The following is a 19,056-nucleotide window of genomic DNA, read 5'->3' on the forward strand; positions in this document are numbered from 1 at the left end:
CAGGCTTAACGTATTGCTATACATTTTCCGTATCGGGAATGTCTCGCATCAGGAAAGCCAGCGGGGATATCCGCATTTTTACCAGAAACCGAGCAGTTTCCACCACACGCTGCCAACACCCAGCCAGATAGGGATGATGACCAGACTGATGGAGAAACCAATCTTCCACCAGGTTCCCAGCGGCATGTAGCCAGTGCCGAACAAAATCGGTGCCGGACCACTGGAATAGTGGGTTGTAGACATAAACAGGTTACTGAAGATACCGAATACCAGTACGGTCAGCATTGGCGGCGCACCGGCTGCCAGCGCGATAGAGACGAAAATCGCGTACATGGCGCTGATGTGGGCAATCGCACTCGCCATCAGGTAGTGGCTGTAGTAGTAAACCAGCAGCAGCAGACCCAGCATCGGCAGCCAGTGCATTCCGCTAACCGCATTACCAGCCAATCCGCCCAGCCAGGCAATCAGGCCCATTTTGTTGAGCTGACCAGCCAGCGTCATCAGTACGGCAAACCACACCACGGTGTGCCAGGCTTCTTTCTCACTGACCACGTCGTCCCAGGTCAGTGCACGGCTAAGCAACAGCACGCTCAGACCAGCCAGCGCGGTCAGGGTCGCGTCGATATTCAGCGTAGAGCCCAGTACCCAGAAGGTCACCAGTCCCAGGAAAACGCCCAGTACCACCCACTCATCGCGGGTCATTTTGCCCATCTCACGCAATCTTTCGACGGCGATCGCACGCATTTCGGAGGTTTTCTTCAGTTCAGGCGGATAGAAACGGTAGATCAGGTAAGGAATCAGCGCCAAAGACAGGAAGCCCGGCAGCAGTGTCGCCAATGCCCAGTCAGTCCAACTGATATGAATACCAAACTGAGAAGCCAGCTTCGCCACCATCGGGTTACCCGCCATGGAGGTCATAAACATCGCAGAAGTCACGGCATTACACTGGAAAATAGACTGCACCAGGAACGCGCCAATGCGACGCTGCGTGCCTTTTTCCGGCGTGGAGTCATAGGCTTCGGCAATCGACCGGAACAGCGGAGTGATGATCCCACCACAACGAGCGGACGTAGAAGGCATCGCCGGAGCGAACAGCAAATCGGTAAACACCAGACCATACGCCAGACCGAGAGAGCTATTTCCCAGCTTGCTGATGAACAGCAGGCCAATGCGTCGGCCAAAACCGGTTTTGATAAAGCCACGAGAGATAAAGAAGGCGCAGGCAATCATCCAAATAGTGGGATCGCTAAAACCCGCTAACACCTCTTTAATGGATAATAACCCTAATATGGCAACCGAGGTCAGGCTGAACATCGCCATCGCGCCAAGCGGGTAAGGAGAGAGAATCAGACCGACAACCGTAGCAATAAAAATCGCCATCAGATGCCAGGCATCAGGTTTAACACCATCGGGAACCGGTAATAGCCATAAGCCACCGGCAATACAAAGGATAACTAGAAGCTTTATAAACCTGCTGTTATTCGCAGACATAAGAACACCACTCTTCATTAAAACGGAATTCAGTATTCACGACGGATGTCCCGAGCGGAGGAGTGGGGTATTTCGTTATTCTTCCTTCGTCACCCTGCTGAAACAACGCAACAGGAATCATCTGCGGAAAAAAAGACGAGAAAACAAGGATTCAGGGTGCTTCTCTCGTCTGATCAAATCATGTGATTAATGAAGAGATAGTATTATAATGCGCCTGCAAAATAGTGTTACTTTAGTTACTAAAATGGTTCATTAATTTATTTAAGAAACTGCCACGGTTTTAATTTCCAGATAAAAATCCTTAAAATTCAATAATAATTGACATCCCGTGAACATAAATTTAACGAAGGTAACGACAATTCGATGATAAAAAAACCTTATACCCCATAGTGGTAATATAATTCTTTCCCAGACAGTAAGTTATCTATTCCTTATTTATTTACTCAGGTATTTATTTATTCAAAAATAAAAAAACAAATCGCTATTATTCAGCGAAGAAATATTATTTTTTATCCATCTGATAACATTTAGAGAGTAAGAAAAAGTACGGCTAACAACTGCGGTGACATAATTCGCAGAAACATCGCTAGCGGATAAACCGTCGCATAAGACAACGCAGCAGCACCGCTGGTTGGGTGTAGCCCATTCGCAAATGCCAACGCGGGTGGATCGGTCATAGAACCCGCCAGCATGCCGCAGAGCGTCAGGTAGTTCATCTTGCCCAGCGTGCGCGCCAGTATGCCGACAAGCAGCAGCGGCACAATGGTAATCAGCGCACCATAGCCAATCCACCACACCCCGTCACCGTTCAATAACGTATCGACGAAATCACCGCCGGATTTCAATCCCACTACCGATAAGAACAGCACAATGCCGAGCTCCCGCAGCGCCAGATTCGCACTGGGCGGCATAAACCAGTGAAGTTTACCGATACTGCCTATACGCCCCAGCACCAACGCCACCACCAGCGGCCCACCAGCCAGCCCGAGCCGCAGCGCCACGGGAAACCCAGGAATCATCAGCGGCAGAGAGCCCAGCAGCACGCCCAGCCCAATACCAATAAAAACGGGCAGCATCTGTACCTGTTGGAGTTTTTGCTGTGCATTCCCCACGATATCCGCGACGGCATCGATTGCTGTTTTCCGTCCGACCAGATTCAGAATATCGCCAAATTGCAGGCTGGCCTGATTACTGGCGACCAGCTCGACACCTGCACGGTTCAGGCGCGAAATCACGACATCATAATTTTGCTTCAGATTAAGTTCACGAATCTTGCGCCCCAGCACCTTCTCATTCGTCACGACTACGCGTTCAACGTGCAGATCGGTGCCCCTCGTTGAGAGCGATGTCTCAACTTCATTACCGATAACCAGACGCGCCTGATCCAGATCGTTCTTCGCGCCCACCAAATGCAGGTAATCACCCAGTTGGATCAGCGTATGCGGCGACGGCACCATCAGTTCCTCACCGCGTTTCAGGCGGGAGCAAACAATCGTGTCGCGGTTTAGAATCGGCACGTCCTGAATCGCCAGTCCTTGCAGATTGGTATTCGTTACCGACACATTCATCGTGAGCAGTTGTTCATGGTGCTGGCCGTTGCTGGCCTCAAACTGCTTTGCCTCGTTATCCACTGCGACACGAAACAGCACGCGCATCAGCCACATCACCAGTAAAATGCCGCAGATCCCCAGAGGATATGCCATCGCGTAGCCCGTCCCCATCTGGTTCACTAAGGCTGTACTCGAACCCAGATCGGTCAAAATCTGCTGGCCCGCGCCAAGCGAAGGTGTATTGGTTACCGCACCGGAAAAAATACCGAGAATAATAGGCAGAGGAATATTGAGTAGTTTGTGCAGTATGACGGTCACTACACTGCCGAGAAACACCGTCAGCAGGGCGAATGCATTAAGTCGCAGGCCAGATACCCGCAGAGAGGAAAAGAAGCCCGGTCCAACCTGAATACCAATGGTGTAGACAAACAGGATCAGCCCAAACTCCTGAATAACATGCAACATGTCATCATTCAGTTGGATCTGGTACTGATGGGCAACATGCCCGACGATGATCCCACCAAACAGGACCCCGCCAATCCCTAAACCAACGCCATAAATCCGCCAGTTACCGATCCATAACCCCAGAACGGCAACCAGCGCCAGCATACTCACGGTAAGTGCGATATCACTCATACCCGTATCCTTTGCGGACGTTTTTATTGGGAAATGCCACTGACGCCATACTCTACGACAAGTATTTTTGATTTTGGCAGAATGCCAGAGAAGGAAACGTGGTGGGTAACACAAAACCGCACCCGTAATGATACGGGCGCGGCTAACTATTGGTTTAATCGTGCGCGGGTTAAGGCGCAGATATCGCGTTATGACGCATCTTCAGCAGACTGCTGGTTCAATGCAGGTCGGCCACCGCCGATGGCGATGCGCTGCGGCTGCAAGGCTTCCGGCACATCACGCACCAGATCGATGTGCAGCAGGCCATTTTCAAAATGCGCATCGGACACATGCAGGTGCTCAGCCAGCGTAAAGCTTAGCGAAAAAGGTTTAAACACCAGCCCCTGATGCAAATATTCCACGGCTTTCTCGGACGGTGCCGGGCTACCTTTCACGGTCAGGCGCGGGCCTTCTACTTCAATATCCAGATCGCTCTGCCGGAAACCTGCCAGCGCGAGCGTAATACGGTAGTGGTTGTCGTCTTTCTTCTCGATATTGTACGGAGGAAAATCAATCGGTTCCTGGCTGCCCTGCATTGAGCTGGCTAATTTGTCAAAACCGATCCACTGACGCAGTAAAGGTGATAAGTCGTAGTTACGCATAATATAACTCCTTCTAAGAAGCGAGATTAATGGTGCCCCTATGGGCATAGTTTATTCCAGCCACGGTTCAATAGCTGGCGTCGTCCCCATTCGGCAGACGAAGTATTCATTCATTGACTTAATAGTGATTTACTTGATTTCAATCCGGCGCGGCTTCATCGCTTCCGGCACGATGCGTTCGAGATCGATATACAGCAGCCCGTTTTCCAGATTGGCACCTTTTACCTGAATATGTTCGGCCAGTTGGAATTTACGCTCGAAATTGCGTTCGGCAATGCCCTGATACAGGTAGTTGCGGGCAATCTGCTCACCAGCATGAGCACCTTTGACAATCAATAGGTTGTCGTGCGCGGTGATGTCCAGTTCCTGCTCGGCGAAACCGGCTACGGCAATCGCAATGCGGTATTGGTTCTCGTCAACCAGTTCGACGTTGTAGGGAGGATAGCCGCCGTTACTCTGGGTCTGGCCGGTTTCTAATAGATTGAACAGGCGATCAAAACCAATAGCGGAACGATACAGTGGGGAAAAATCGGGGTTACGCATAAAACAGCCTCCTAAACATGCAGCGAGGATTTATTCTTTACCTTCCCTAGGGACAGGCTCACAGCCGGGACGAATACCCTGACGGCGTATCGTTTTCTTCCGACTTATAATCAATATGGTGACCCCCCTCAGACTTTCAAGAGGCAAAAAAGAAAAATCGCTACGTTTCATGCAATATTCACTCACATTGTGGGCGTTATCACATACACTCAAGATAGGCAGGTTTTGGCCTAGTGCCGATCGTTTAAGCATCGAGATACACGGGGCGACCACAGGAGTGAGACGTCCCTACGGGAACCTCCCCTTGTGTTTCCCCTAACAACGGACTCAAGTGACCAGTACCAGGCTTAGACCCACTCTGGCAGCAGGTTCTTAATGGATAGGTAATATGACTTTACTGAAAAGTGCATTGTTCTCTTTCATTATTACTGGTAGCGGCGCGGTAGTTACCAGCGGCTGCTCCAGCGTCATGACGCATACCGGAAGCGATCAGGGGTACTATTCCGGCACGCGCGCCGGCGTAGGTATGCTGCGTGACGATGACACCAGTTGGGCGATGATCCCGCTAGTCGCGATCGATCTGCCGTTCTCCGCGGTTGCCGACACGCTGCTGCTGCCCTACGACTACTATCGCGCGGGCAGCGAGAAGCGCAAACTGTCGACGCGTGAACGCATTTCGCAGAGCGAAGAGCAAAACCAAACTGCCAGTTCACAATTTGCCACCACGCCGCATAATCAACTTTGATAACGCCGCTCTCGCCGTGAACCACGGGTGAATCCGCTACACCGCAGTCATGATAACAAGCAGGCCACGACAAAAAGCTGATTAAAACCGTCAATTTCCCGCATATACGCAACGTGTTTCCCATCAGGGGAAAAGACCACCGCATCCGCACTCGGTGCGCAGTCCGTCCGCGCCGTCAGTCGAGCAAGTTCACCGCTTTTCGCATCACACAGCATGATGCTGTTGTCACACACAAATGCCAGAGAACGCCCATCCGGGTGCCAGTTAAAGGCAGACTGTACGCCGTATTCCGTGTGCGTTACCTGTCTTGGCTCACCACCATTCGGAGAAATCGTCCATAGCTGTACCACACCAGCCTCATCGCGCATCAGAAAAGCAATCTCGCGACCATCGGGTGAAGCCCGAAGCCAGTGGCGCGGCTGGTTCACCAAACCAGGATAACGACGCGGGTGCGTAAAGGTTAAACGCCGCTGCTGCACGCCCGCTGGCGGCGCAGGCATGGACGTTGCCGTCCCCGCTAATGGCGCATCACCCTCTTTGGCGTAATCTTCCAGTACCTCCGGCAAATCGACGATAAAGATCTCAGGGATGGTTGTTCCATCCACCGCACGCGTGTCGCCGATAAACGCCAGTGCCCAGCGCTGCCGCGAACCGTCCTGTCGAATATAGCCCGTGGTGCCAACCCAACCCTCTTCATAGGCGCGATTGATTTCATCACTGTCGGGCTGCGGCTGCGGTGTCGTTTTGCTGACCAGCACACAATAGTGGCTGCCGTCATATTCACGCGGGTGGTGTTTATCAACGGCAACGCCCTGTAGCGGGACGGCCACGCCCACATTGCGCAAGTTTAATGCAGGGTCGTGCTCGTGCAACACATGGTCGTTATAGGTAAAGCTCAGGCGACTCGCATCTGGGCTGAAGACGTGGACGTGCGTACCGCCGCGCAGCGCACCAGCCTGATAAGGCGGCGTAATAGACAAGGCATCAAGCGTGATTGCCTTATCGCGCTGGCGATCTGCCACTATCGTTCCACGGCGATGGTGAAAATCATACTGCCACTCGCTATCTGGATTTTCCGGCCCGTGAATAAAGACATAGCGCAGCGGTTCTTGCGGGCTACAGGTTACGACGCCCACGTGTGCGCCCGCCGTCGCCCGATAAATCACCTCGGTTTTCAGGTTTTTCAGGTGTATGCGCTCAATGGTCAGCCCTGTGAATGAAGATCCATAGGGTCTTATGTCATAAACCAGCCAATTTCCATCACATGACCAGCAATTAATATTGGTAATTTGATGCCCAGCAGCATTAAACGTTAATTGAACTTCAACAGACAAGACATCACCCCAGTTATTCAACATCAGTCAATAGTTTGTAAATCAATTTCAGTTTTATGTATAAGTAATTGTTTTTTATTTAAAAAAAACAAACAACACCAATAAAAGTCATTCAAAAAAATAGAAAGACTACCTCAATAACATCCGTTTTTTAATTCATTAGCATCGGCGTAACATTCTTCATATCGAAAGGGCAGCCCCCTTTCACCAATCAAACCAGAAAAGGATAAGACATCATGAAAAACGTAAAAACCATCGCCGCTGCTGTTGTTCTCGCTACCATGACTTTCGGTGCTTCTGCTGCTGAATATGTATCTCCTTCACAGGCACAGAATCTGGAAAAAGCAGGCGTTGTTACCGCTACTGCTCAAGACCTGAGCTCACTGCAAGCTAAGCTCGCAGCGAAAGCAGAAAAAGCAGGCGCTAAAGCTTATACCATCACGTCTGCGACCGGTAACGATCAGCTGCGTGGCTCAGCGGTAATCTTCAACTAAGCGTTGTTAACCCTGAGTTGTTTGTCCCGATAAGCCATCCCAGCCCGATAGCTATCATAGATAGACCAGTAAGACATCACGTATTACCCTCTTTCCGGCTTGCCTCCTCATCAGGGCAAGCCGGTTTTTTTTATGACGGGCCGTCGCAAGCGACGTTGAAAAACGTTCCCTACGTTTTTTTATGTGTGCTTTTGGTCAAAAGCCATTCTCAGCCGCCACCGTCGCAAACCATTCCCCGCTTTTCTTCACCGTGCGCGTCTGCGTCGCCAAATCCAACTGCACAAAACCATAGCGATTCTTGTAGGCATTCGACCACGACCAGTTATCGATAAACGTCCACATATGGTAGCCGAGGCAATTGCTGCCTTCCGCGATGCCTTTGTGTACATACTTCAGGTGTTCACGGACAAAATCGATGCGGTAATCATCCTGAATCTGGCCGTTGGCATCGAAACGCTGTTCGTTCTCCACCCCCATGCCGTTTTCCGAAATAAAGCAGCGCGGATTGCCGTAATTCACCCGCAGGTTCGTCAGGATGTCATAGATGCCCGGTTCGTAAATTTCCCAACCGCGATAGGGATTCATTTTTCGTCCCGGCATCTCATAGCTGGAAAAGAACCACTCAGGCATAAACGGACTATCGGGATTGACCAGACTGTCGCGGCACTGAATACGGCGCGGTTGGTAATAGTTAATGCCCAGCAGATCGACAACCCCATCGGCCAGCAGCGCACGATCGTCTGGCTGGCAGCTCGGCAGTTGGCCGTATCGCTGTAGCAGATCGACCAATTCCTGCGGATATTCCCCCCTCAGTGTAGGATCGAGGAAGCTGCGGTTAAACATCAGATCGGCAATGTTGGCTGCCTGGACATCGGCCGGATGTTGGGAGCGCGGATAAGAAGGTGTCAGATTGAGGATAATGCCAATTTCCCCGCCCTGAGACTGTTCACGATAAGCTTTCACCGCCAGCGCGTGCGCCAGCATAGTGTGGTACGCCACCGTCGCGGCGCGTTTGAAATCCACCACGTTCGGGTAGTGGAAATCATACAGATACCCGCCTTCCACTGGCACCACCGGCTCATTGAATGTAAACCAATGTTTTACCCTATCGCCAAATAGACGGAAGCAGGTTGCCGCATAACCCGCGTAGGCCACCACCACCGCCCGATTTTCCCAGCCGCCTAGCCGCTGCATCACCATTGGCATATCAAAATGGAACAGATTGATAAACGGCGTGATGCCCTGCGCCAGCATTTCATCAATGACCTGATTATAAAATGCGACTGCCTGCGGATTAGGCTCACCAACGCCATCGGGAATCAGCCGTGCCCAGGAGATCGACGTTCGGAACGTGTTGTGATTCAGCGTTTTCAGCAGTGCGATATCTTCACGCCAGTGTTGATAAAACGTGGAGGTGTCCGCAGGCCCAACCTGCTGGTGAAAACGGCCTGGCTGCATGGCAAACCACTCATCCCACACGGTAGCGCTTTTACCATAGTTGAGGCTTTCGCCTTCCGTTTGCGGTGCCGAGCTAGCACTGCCCCACCAAAAATTCGCTGGGAAGCGAAAATTGTTCTGAAGATGATCGTGCATACGTTCCTCTCTGCTTCACTCGTGTTTATGCGTGTGCGCTGGCTTCGCTCGCTGCCTGCTGTTGTTTCTCCTGCTCCTGTTTCAGCAACGTGCGCTCGTAGACTTTCAGGAACGGGTAGTACATCGCAGCCGACATCACCATGCAGAGCAGACACATGATCACCGGGCTGAAAGCCCAGTTCGCCGCCCATGATGCACCAATCGGCGCAGGCGTCGTCCACGGTGTCAGCGAAACCACCTGCGCGATCCAGCCGAGCTTCGTCGCCGTATAGGCAATAACCGCGTTGACCATCGGTACGAAAATAAACGGCAGGAACAACAGCGGATTCATAATGATCGGAGCACCAAACAGAATCGGCTCGTTAATATTGAAAAAGCTCGGCACTACACCCATACGGCCAATCGTCCTCAGATGAACCGCACGGCTACGCAGCAACAAAAAGGCCAGCGGCAGTGTGGAACCAACGCCACCGATCAGCAGATAGTGATCCCAGAAGCCTTGCAAATAAATATGTGGCAGCGGCGCACCTGCCGAGAGTGCAGCCTGATTCAGCGCCAGGTTGGTCATCCAGAACGGATTCATAATTCCGGTAACGATCAGCGCACCGTGAATCCCGGCAAACCACAGAATTTGACAGATAAATACCGAAATCAGAATCGCGGGCAGCGAATCCGATGCAGAAATCAACGGTGCCAGCAGGTGCATGATAGCTTCCGGGATAATCATGCCGGTAGCGGACTGGATGAACAGGTTAAACGGGTGCAGCGTCGCGACGATCACCAACACGGGGATAAGAATTTCAAACGAACGTGCCACGCCGGTCGGCACCTCTTTCGGCAGGCGAATCGTGATGTTGCGCTTCTTCAGCCAGGCATACACTTCACCCGCATAAATTGCGGTCAGAATTGCGGTAAAAATCCCCTCGCCGGAGAAGTACTGAGTGGAAATCTGCTTATCATGATAAGGCGCAGCCACCAACAAAAACGCCATCAGCGCCAGCAGACCGGTCATGATCGGATCCAGCTTGTAATGCTTACCCAAGCTGGCACCAATTCCCACTGAGATAAAGAAGGTCATGACCCCCATACTAAGGTAGTACGGCAGCATCAGCTGTTCACGGTAGGTAACGGAGAAATCGAGCCACGCGCGGGCAAACCCCAACGTAGTATCCGGCGAGAACGGCGGGAAGATGAACACCAGCATAAATGAACCAATGATCATGAAAGGCAGCGCGGCGATAAAGCCATCACGAATCGCGATGATGTGGCGCTGTTGCCCTACCACACCTGCCAACGGGGTAATCTTTTGCTCGATGATATCGACCATCGACTGATAGAGACCACTCATAGCGGTTGTCCTGATTTTTCGATCAGTGAAAATGCAAAATCCAGCACGTTGTCACCGCGCTGCATACCGTAATCCATCATATCTATCGCTGCCACGGGCACACCTTTTCCCTCGGCTTTTTCCTTGAATGACGCCAGCATATATTTCACCTGTGGCCCCAGCAGCACAACGTCATACTTCCCGACTTGTTCGTCAAATTCATGGGCGGCATAAGCGGCAATCTCAACGTCCAGACCACGTGCGCTGGCCGCCTCCTTCATCTTTCTCATTAAAAGGCTGGTAGACATCCCAGCGGAACAACAAAGCATGATCCTTTTCATTTTCAACACCCCGTCGTACGTCATGAATAAAAAGCGTCGTGAATAAACACCTCATTGGAAGCACGTTCATGGAAACATCATCATTGGAAACAAAACGGAAACCGTTTTCCATGAAAAAAACACAGATATGAGAATAGGTTCACGAAATGATAGACATTGCCGGAAACAATGTGAGGCAGGTCATGGAAAACGTATTTCAGACGTGAAGGAGGGGGAAAACGCGCTATTGCTACGCTTATTATGCTAAGAATCTATCCCAAAAGGCGTTGTCATTTAATCGATAATGGCAAAGCAATCCGTTGGCTGGCGCTAATCTATTTTTTCTGCGAGACGTTGATACCTGCATTTGGTGCGAGTCGCGTCATGTCATACACTCCGAAGGCGGTGATAATCGCAATGACCACAAATCCCAGGCGAAACCCCATGCCAGGCACGGCTGTATAGCCCAGCTCATCACTGAGGATGTTGCCCAAGCGTATGCTTAGCGCCCCCATCGTTACCCCCAAGCCGCTGGCGAGCTGGAGCGAGGTACTGAACAGTGTATTGGCTGAGCTCATCTCTTGCGACGGAACTTCAGCGAACGCCAGCGAACTGATGCCGGTAAACTGCATGGAACGACTCAGCCCGCCGAGGAACAGCAGCGTCAGCGTTATCAGATGCGGTGAGTCTGGCGTTAGCAACGCGCACAGCAGCAGCGTCAAAACGCAGGCAATACCGTTACTGATGAGTAGCTTGCGGAAGCCAAAGTAGCGAATCAGCGGCGTGGTCGCAGGCTTCATCGCCAAATTGCCTGCAAACACGGCAAGCACCATCGAACCGGCTTCAAACGCGTTCATCCCGAAGCCAACCTGAAACATCAGTGGCAGCATAAAGGGCGCGGAGCTGATCGTCGCACGAAGAATAAATCCCCCGCGCATGCTGATGCGAAATGAAGGCACCGAAAGCGAAGATAGGCCAATCAGCGGCGTTTTACAGGTCAAAAGATGACGGATACTCCACACCAACGTGGCAAGGCCAATCGCAATAGTGACCGCGGCTCCGGTCAGGCTGACATTTTGCTGGCTGAGCATTTCCAGCCCTACGACCAGACACAACATTGTTACGCCTGTAGCGACAAACCCAGGGAAATCAAATGGCCTGCTCTCATTCGCTGACTGTTTAGGCATCATCCGCAATGACAGCACGATGGCGATCAGTCCAAGGGGGACATTGAGAAAGAAAATCCAGTGCCAGCTGGCGTAGGTGGTAATGAATCCGCCCAGCGGTGGCCCAATGATCGGTGCCACCAGCGCGGGCCAGGTTAGCGTTGCGATCGCCTTAATCAACTGATCCTTCGGGGTGGTGCGCAGAACGACCAGACGTCCTACCGGAACCATCATGGCACCACCGATCCCCTGGAGGATACGCATCAGAACAAATTCAGTGACATTTTGACTCAGGCCGCATAATAGGGATGAGAGCGTGAAAATGCACAGCGCCAGGGTAAATACATTCCGCGCACCAAAACGCTCCGCAACCCACCCATTGGCCGGGATCAACACTGCCAGAGTTAATAAATAAGCGCTGATACCAATATTAAGGTCTATCGCCGTGACACCAAACGCCTTTGCCATATCTGGCAGAGCCGTGGCAATCACCGTTCCATCAAGAAACTCCATAAAAAAAGCACTGGCAACCAGCAGCGCCAGCCCTGAAATCTGCTCTGAGTCAGAGTGTTCCTGCCGAGGCGCTTTGTCCCGGGATGAATCTGTTAAAGCCACATACCGCCCTCAGCGATTCGTCACGACGTGGTAAAGGCGTGACAAGATGGAAAGTTGTTATACCAAATAAACAAACTGGCTGATAACTACTTTTTAATGTCTGTGAGGCTTCGTTGAAAAATCAGATTTGGGCACGCGTCTCTGTGACGGAACTGAGTCTCAGACAGTACGCATTGCTTACCGCCAGCCACCGATCTACTGCTCGCTTGTTGACACAGATGTACTTTGGATAGGGCAGTGGAACTCCCATCGAAGACAAAATGGAATTAATAAAATCCCATTGGGATAGGCTCTTAGTGTACTGATTTCAGGCATTTTCTACTTTTGGCTATAAAAACGACAAATTGAGATTTAAAAAGCCCACCTCCCCCCTGCTATGTTTATCACCTGATGTTGCATTTCCTCACTGTATTTTGATTTTTAGTTATAAGGGAGAAAGCATAAGCATGCCATCGATGATGAAACAATCTGTCACGGAAGGATGTGGGAAGCGCACGCCGTTATGGAAAAACGTAGCGGCACAGTTACGCCAAATCCCCACCATTCTGGCTGCCAGTGCGGTACTGTTCATGTCCACGGCTTATGCGCAGGACAGCGTTCCAACGCAGCTTCGGGTCGGTTATCAAAAAGGCTCGATCAGTCTGGTGTTGGCAAAATCTCACCAACTGCTGGAAAAGCAGTTCCCCAATACTAAAATCAGCTGGGTTGAATTCCCCGCAGGCCCGCAGATGCTGGAAGCGCTTAATGTTGGCAGCATCGATCTGGGCGGCACTGGCGATATCCCCCCTATTTTTGCTCAGGCTGCCGGGGCCGACCTGCTATATGTTGGCGTGGAGCCACCTAAACCACAGGCCGAAGTGATTCTGGTACGAGAAGACAGTCCGGTGAAAACCGTTGCCGACCTGAAAGGTCGCAAAGTCGCCTTCCAGAAAGGCTCCAGCGCGCACAACACGCTACTGCGAGCGCTGCAACGCGACGGGCTGAAATTCACCGATATCAAACCAACCTACCTAACCCCCGCTGATGCCCGCGCGGCATTCCAACAAGGCAATGTCGATGCATGGGCAATCTGGGATCCCTACTATTCCGCCGCGCTGCTGGAAGGCGGCGTCCGCGTGCTGGTCGATAGCAGCGGGTTGGAGAAAACCGGCTCCTTCTATCTGGCGGGTCGCCCCTACGTCGAAGCCCATGGCACCTTTATTCGTCAGGTACTGGACGAACTGACCAAGGCCGATGCTTTAACGATCAGCGACCGGGCGCAAAGCGTCACACTGTTAGCAAACGCGGTAGGGCTGCCGGAAAAAGTGATTGAAACGGCGCTCGACCATAGGCCGCCGACCACCATAGAACCGCTGGATGTTGCCACGATCAAGGCACAGCAATCCACAGCCGACCTGTTTTATGAAAACCGCCTGGTGCCGGTGAAGGTCAATATCGCGGAGCGCGTCTGGCATCCCCAAACGCCATAACCCGCTTATCACACACATTTTGTTTACCCCAAACAAGACTGTTTAAGGAGTTAACACCATGAGTCTTAACGTATTCTGGTTTCTACCCACCCACGGAGACGGTCGCTATCTTGGTAGCGCCGAGGGCGCACGTCATGTTGACTACAGCTATCTACAGCAGGTGGCGCAAGCCGCCGAGCGGCAAGGATTTGGCGGCGTGCTGCTGCCGACTGGCCGCTCCTGCGAAGACTCCTGGCTGGTCGCGGCATCCCTGATTCCGGTAACACAGCGGCTAAAATTTCTGGTTGCCCTGCGCCCCGGTGTGATTTCTCCCACTATCGCCGCACGTCAGGCCGCCACGCTGGACAGGCTATCTAACGGCCGGGCACTGTTCAATCTGGTGACCGGCGGTGACCCGGAAGAGCTGGCCGCCGAAGGGTTATTCCTCAGCCATGAAGAGCGCTACGAAGCCTCAGCGGAATTTACCCATATCTGGCGCAGGCTGTTGGAAGGTGAAACCGTTGATTTCGCGGGTAAACACATTCAGGTAAAAGACGCCAAACTGCTTTACCCAGCCGTTCAGCAGCCGCGTCCACCACTCTATTTTGGCGGATCTTCCGAGGCGGCGCAGAATCTGGCGGCAGAACAGGTCGATCTCTACCTGACATGGGGTGAACCGCCTGAGCAGGTTAAAGAAAAGCTGGCGGAAGTCCGCGCTAAAGCAGCGGCACAGGGGCGTGAGGTTCGCTTCGGTATTCGCCTGCACGTCATCGTGCGGGAAACTACCGAAGAGGCTTGGCAGGCTGCCGATCGGCTGATTTCCCATCTGGATGAAAAAACTATCGCCGACGCACAGGCGGCGTTGGCGCGTTTTGATTCTGTCGGACAACAGCGCATGGCCGCTCTGCACGGCGGCAAAAAGGACAATCTGGAGATTAGCCCGAACCTGTGGGCAGGTATCGGTCTGGTACGCGGCGGTGCGGGTACAGCGCTGGTTGGCGATGGCCCGACGGTTGCCGAACGTATTCAGGAATATGCCGATCTCGGGATTGATACTTTTATCCTGTCCGGCTACCCGCATCTGGAAGAGGCGTACCGCGTGGGTGAACTGCTGTTCCCGCACCTCGATCTGGCGCAACAGCCCACACAGCTGCATGCCGTGAACAACGCGGGAGAGGTCGTGGCAAACCGCTATGTGCCGCGCAAAGTCTCGCAAAGCTGAGGAACCGATCATGGCAAGAACGCTCTCTTCACTGGCACAGCGGTTGGCGCCTTTTCTGCTCCCCGTAACGCTGCTGGTCGCGTGGCAGGTGTCCGTCGAGTTCGGCTGGCTATCCAACCGGATTCTGCCTGCGCCCAGTTCAGTGATTACCGCAGGGTGGTCGCTCATCTATAGCGGCGAGCTTTGGCAGCATCTGGCTATCAGCGGCTGGCGCGCCCTGATCGGGTTTGCTATTGGCGGCAGTATCGGATTGGTGCTCGGCTTTATCACTGGGCTGTCACGCTGGGGAGAACGCTTGCTGGACAGTTCGGTGCAGATGATTCGCAACGTTCCTCATCTGGCGCTGATCCCGCTGGTGATTCTATGGTTTGGCATTGATGAGGCGGCCAAAATCTTTCTGGTCGCACTGGGTACGCTGTTCCCGGTTTATCTCAACACCTATCACGGCATTAAGAATATCGATCGCGGCCTGCTGGAAATGGCACGCAGTTACGGACTGTCCGGCATTAGCCTGTTCTATCAGGTGGTGCTGCCCGGCGCGCTGCCGTCCATCATGGTCGGCATCCGCTTTGCGCTGGGCTTTATGTGGCTGACGCTGATCGTCGCAGAAACCATTTCTGCCAACTCCGGCATTGGCTACCTCGCGATGAACGCCCGCGAGTTCCTGCAAACGGACGTGGTGGTGGTCGCTATCATCCTTTACGCCCTGCTCGGCAAGCTGGCCGACATCAGCGCTCAGGGGCTGGAGCGCATTTGGCTGCGCTGGAATCCGGCTTATCAAACCTCATCGGGGGACGCATCATGACCGCTTTTACCGATTCTGCAACGCACACTCACTCACCGTCTCCGCTCACTAAAGGGACGCCGCTGGTGCTGGATGCCATCACCAAGCACTATGGCCACCGGACCGTACTGAATGAGGTGCAACTACGCATCCCCTCCGGGCAGTTTGTTGCCATCGTCGGCCGAAGCGGCTGCGGCAAAAGCACCCTACTGCGGCTGCTTGCTGGGCTAGAAGCAGCCAGCAGCGGCGAACTTCTAACTGGCACCGCACCGCTCAGCAGCGCGAAAGACGACACGCGGCTGATGTTTCAGGAAGCACGACTGCTGCCGTGGAAAAAAGTGATCGATAATGTCGGGCTGGGGCTGCGTGGTAACTGGCGTGAGAAAGCGCAGGATGCGCTGGCCTCCGTTGGGCTAGCAGATCGCGCTAACGACTGGCCAGCAGCGCTGTCCGGTGGTCAGAAACAGCGCGTCGCGCTGGCACGCGCGCTCATCCACCATCCGCGCCTGCTGCTGCTGGATGAACCGCTGGGGGCATTGGATGCCTTAACCCGCATCGAGATGCAAAGCCTGATCGAAAATATCTGGCTTCAGCACGGGTTTACCGTACTGCTGGTCACGCACGATGTTTCCGAAGCTATTGCGCTAGCCGACAGGGTTATTCTGATCGAAGAAGGACGTGTGGGGTTGGATATCATGGTTGATTTGCCACGACCACGACGCCGTGGTTCGGCAAAGCTGGCGGAGCTGGAAGCTCGCGTACTGGAACGCGTACTGGCTCCAACTTCATCGCCCTTACCTCAACAGGCGGCGATATAACCTCCGTTCTGGATTCTGGCGATCGAGACTGCGCATCTTATCGCCAGAACAAACATCAAAAATATTGACAGATATTCTCAAAACACTCCATTTTATCTCCCCGACGTATCAGCGTAGTATCCTCTTCATCGAAAGGAAATAACCTTTCACTCCAAACAACATTGAACAGGAACTATCACATGAAAAACGTAAAATTCTTCGCCGCAGCTGTCGTACTTTCTACTCTGTCTTTCGGTGCTTTCGCTGCTGAGCAAGTGTCTTCACAACAGGCACAAGGTCTGGAAAAAGTAGGTGTAGTTACAGCGACTGCACACAGCCTGGATTCACTGCAAGCGCAGTTAGCTCAGAAAGCTGAAAAAGCGGGTGCGGGTGCCTTCACCATCACATCTGCAACGGGCGACAACCAACTGCGCGGCACCGCCGTTATCTACAAATAATGTCTGCTGATAGACAGTCAAAAAATTAAACGGACTTTCCTCACTCAAGAGGAAAGTCCGTTTTTTTACATTCCACGTTACGTCATCTACTCCAGTACAAAATGCCCCTCTCCGACCTGCTTATAGCGACGTGCAGGAGGATGGAAATCGGGTGCGCGTACCGGGCTGCGCAGTTCATCATTGGTAATATTACGTACTGGACGAGTGTCTGGGTCAGGCACGGGTACCGCAGAAATCAGACGTCGGGTGTAATCATGCTGCGGATTGTCGAAGATTGCCGAACGGGGACCTATCTCCACGATTTCGCCGAGATACATCACCGCCACACGGTGGCTGATACGCTCGACGACGGCCATATCGTGCGAGATAAACAGGAATGACAGCCCCAGCTTCTGCTGAAGATCCAACATCAGATTGATGACCTGCGCCTTGACGGACACATCCAGCGCCGACACCGATTCATCGGCAATAATCACTTTCGGCTCCAGCGCCAGTGCGCGGGCAATACATACGCGCTGCCGCTGCCCGCCGGAGAATTGATGCGGGAAACGCGAGGCCATATCGCCGGATAACCCCACCTGTTCCAGCAATTCGCCCACTCTCGCATTCACATTCTGTCGGGTCGCCAGCCCGTGCAGCAGCATCGGTTCGGCGATCGCCTCCCCTATCCGCATGCGCGGGTTCAGGCTTTCATACGGATCCTGAAACACCATCTGAATCTGCCGACGTGAATCGATCAGCGCATGCTTATCCGCCGTCAGGATATTTTTGCCCAAAAGCTGAATGTCACCGCTGACGGCATCGTTGAGACGAATAATCGATCGACCGGTGGTGGATTTACCACAGCCCGATTCGCCGACCAGTGCGAGCGTTTCTCCCGGCCAGAGATCGAACGAGACATTCTCCACCGCGTGAACTCGCCCAGACAGCCGACGGAAAAATCCTGATCGGATATCAAATCGGGTGACCAGATTTTTTACCGTCAGCACCGGTTCCTCGCCTGACACGGTATTCACCGCATCCGGCACTGGCTGACGCTCGCCCGTCTTGAGATCCACCAGCGGAAAACGCTGCGGCCATGCGCTGCCGGACATCGAGCCAAGCTTGGGCACGGCAGACAGCAGCATGCGGGTATAGGGCTGTTGCGGATGGTGAAAAATTTCCCGCGTGACGGCATTTTCCACCATTTCGCCTTGATACATTACCAGCGTGCGGTCAGAAACTTCCGCCACCACGCCCATATCGTGGGTAATAAACAGCACTGACATCCCTTCTTCTTCCTGAAGGGTTTTTATCAGCGTCAGAATTTGTGCCTGAATGGTGACGTCCAGCGCCGTCGTCGGTTCATCAGCGATCAACAGCTTCGGGTGACAGGCCAGTGCAATGGCAATCACCACTCGCTGGCGCATCCCGCCGGAGAAGCTCTGCGGGTATTCGTGCAGTCGTGATTTCGCCGCCGGAATGCGTACCTTTTCCAGCAACCGTATCGCTTCGGCACGCGCTTCGGCTTTTCCCATGCCGCGATGGCGGCGTAGCACTTCCGTAATCTGGTAGCCAATCGGCAACACCGGATTCAGGCTGGTCATCGGCTCCTGAAAAATCATGCCGATGCGGTTACCGCGCACATCCTGCATCGCTTTATTGGGGAGCGACAGCAGTTCAGTGTCACCGAAATGAATCTGCCCCTCAGTCCGGCTTTGACCGGGTGGCAGCAAACGCATGATCGATTTCGCCATCACGCTTTTCCCTGAGCCGGATTCTCCCACGACGGCGACCGTCTCTTTCTCGCCAATTGTGAAGGATAAATCCCGCACCACATTCATCCACTCACCGTTCACCTGGAAAGCGGTGGTGAGATGTGAAACGGACATAATCGGCACTGTCATGTGTTC

17 protein-coding genes are annotated in these 19,056 nt (G+C 53.0%); 7 read left to right on the forward strand and 10 right to left on the reverse strand.

The window, feature by feature from the left end:
- Nucleotides 1-78: 78 nt before the first annotated feature.
- The 4 genes from CLR69_RS18100 to ibpA form a co-directional block, all read right to left on the reverse strand.
- Nucleotides 79-1,491: an anion permease gene (locus tag CLR69_RS18100; RefSeq protein WP_129707464.1), complete on the reverse strand. Its 1,413-nt coding sequence runs from the start codon at nt 1,489-1,491 to the stop codon at nt 79-81.
- 527 nt (nt 1,492-2,018) lie between these two features.
- The gene (locus CLR69_RS18105; protein ID WP_129712944.1) at nt 2,019-3,677 is read right to left on the reverse strand and encodes a putative transporter; all 1,659 of its coding nucleotides are present in this window, start codon (nt 3,675-3,677) and stop codon (nt 2,019-2,021) included.
- A 188-nt stretch (nt 3,678-3,865) separates the two neighbouring features.
- Complete coding sequence (gene ibpB / locus CLR69_RS18110) at nt 3,866-4,318, reverse strand: small heat shock chaperone IbpB (RefSeq protein ID WP_129707468.1); 453 nt, start codon at nt 4,316-4,318, stop codon at nt 3,866-3,868.
- A gap of 129 nt (nt 4,319-4,447) precedes the next feature.
- Complete coding sequence (gene ibpA / locus CLR69_RS18115; RefSeq protein ID WP_113627117.1) at nt 4,448-4,861, reverse strand: small heat shock chaperone IbpA; 414 nt, start codon at nt 4,859-4,861, stop codon at nt 4,448-4,450.
- 388 nt (nt 4,862-5,249) lie between these two features.
- On the opposite strand from ibpA, the gene CLR69_RS18120 reads away from it, so the two are divergent.
- The gene (locus tag CLR69_RS18120; RefSeq protein WP_129712943.1) at nt 5,250-5,606 is read left to right on the forward strand and encodes a YceK/YidQ family lipoprotein; all 357 of its coding nucleotides are present in this window, start codon (nt 5,250-5,252) and stop codon (nt 5,604-5,606) included.
- Between the two features lie 47 nt (nt 5,607-5,653).
- Here the strand turns inward: CLR69_RS18120 and CLR69_RS18125 are convergent, their stop codons facing one another.
- Nucleotides 5,654-6,964 (reverse strand): YidR family protein, encoded by a 1,311-nt coding sequence (locus tag CLR69_RS18125; RefSeq protein WP_422762874.1) that lies wholly within the window; start codon nt 6,962-6,964, stop codon nt 5,654-5,656.
- 212 nt (nt 6,965-7,176) lie between these two features.
- Between CLR69_RS18125 and bhsA (CLR69_RS18130) the strand changes: the two genes are divergently transcribed.
- The gene (bhsA, locus tag CLR69_RS18130; protein ID WP_129707473.1) at nt 7,177-7,434 is read left to right on the forward strand and encodes a multiple stress resistance protein BhsA; all 258 of its coding nucleotides are present in this window, start codon (nt 7,177-7,179) and stop codon (nt 7,432-7,434) included.
- Between the two features lie 195 nt (nt 7,435-7,629).
- On the opposite strand, the gene CLR69_RS18135 is transcribed toward bhsA (CLR69_RS18130), so the two are convergent.
- The 4 genes from CLR69_RS18135 to CLR69_RS18150 form a co-directional block, all read right to left on the reverse strand.
- Complete coding sequence (locus CLR69_RS18135) at nt 7,630-9,027, reverse strand: glycoside hydrolase family 1 protein (RefSeq protein ID WP_129712942.1); 1,398 nt, start codon at nt 9,025-9,027, stop codon at nt 7,630-7,632.
- Nucleotides 9,028-9,052: 25 nt separating this feature from the next.
- A complete protein-coding gene (locus CLR69_RS18140; protein WP_129712941.1) occupies nt 9,053-10,375 on the reverse strand; it encodes a PTS sugar transporter subunit IIC in 1,323 nt (440 codons plus the stop codon).
- Nucleotides 10,372-10,695: a PTS sugar transporter subunit IIB gene (locus CLR69_RS18145; protein WP_029367717.1), complete on the reverse strand. Its 324-nt coding sequence runs from the start codon at nt 10,693-10,695 to the stop codon at nt 10,372-10,374. Before CLR69_RS18145 ends, CLR69_RS18140 begins: the two co-directional genes overlap by 4 nt.
- Before the next feature lie 314 nt (nt 10,696-11,009).
- Entirely contained in the window at nt 11,010-12,455 is a 1,446-nt protein-coding gene (locus CLR69_RS18150; RefSeq protein WP_129712940.1) for an MFS transporter, read from the reverse strand.
- Between the two features lie 446 nt (nt 12,456-12,901).
- Here CLR69_RS18150 and CLR69_RS18155 point away from each other — a divergent pair, with 446 nt between their 5' ends.
- From CLR69_RS18155 to bhsA (CLR69_RS18175), 5 genes are all read left to right on the forward strand, one after another.
- A complete protein-coding gene (locus CLR69_RS18155; protein WP_129712939.1) occupies nt 12,902-13,924 on the forward strand; it encodes a sulfonate ABC transporter substrate-binding protein in 1,023 nt (340 codons plus the stop codon).
- Between the two features lie 58 nt (nt 13,925-13,982).
- A complete protein-coding gene (ssuD, locus tag CLR69_RS18160) occupies nt 13,983-15,125 on the forward strand; it encodes an FMNH2-dependent alkanesulfonate monooxygenase (protein ID WP_129712938.1) in 1,143 nt (380 codons plus the stop codon).
- A gap of 10 nt (nt 15,126-15,135) precedes the next feature.
- Nucleotides 15,136-15,930 (forward strand): aliphatic sulfonate ABC transporter permease SsuC, encoded by a 795-nt coding sequence (gene ssuC / locus CLR69_RS18165; RefSeq protein ID WP_129707487.1) that lies wholly within the window; start codon nt 15,136-15,138, stop codon nt 15,928-15,930.
- The gene (gene ssuB, locus CLR69_RS18170; RefSeq protein ID WP_129712937.1) at nt 15,927-16,727 is read left to right on the forward strand and encodes an aliphatic sulfonates ABC transporter ATP-binding protein; all 801 of its coding nucleotides are present in this window, start codon (nt 15,927-15,929) and stop codon (nt 16,725-16,727) included. Before ssuC ends, ssuB begins: the two co-directional genes overlap by 4 nt.
- Nucleotides 16,728-16,906: 179 nt before the next feature.
- A complete protein-coding gene (gene bhsA / locus CLR69_RS18175; protein WP_129712936.1) occupies nt 16,907-17,164 on the forward strand; it encodes a multiple stress resistance protein BhsA in 258 nt (85 codons plus the stop codon).
- A gap of 86 nt (nt 17,165-17,250) precedes the next feature.
- On the opposite strand, the gene CLR69_RS18180 is transcribed toward bhsA (CLR69_RS18175), so the two are convergent.
- A complete protein-coding gene (locus tag CLR69_RS18180; protein WP_129712935.1) occupies nt 17,251-19,050 on the reverse strand; it encodes an ABC transporter ATP-binding protein in 1,800 nt (599 codons plus the stop codon).
- Nucleotides 19,051-19,056 lie beyond the last annotated feature (6 nt).

Source organism: Pectobacterium zantedeschiae, assembly GCF_004137795.1.
In the GTDB taxonomy this organism is placed as follows: Bacteria; Pseudomonadota; Gammaproteobacteria; order Enterobacterales; family Enterobacteriaceae; genus Pectobacterium; species Pectobacterium zantedeschiae.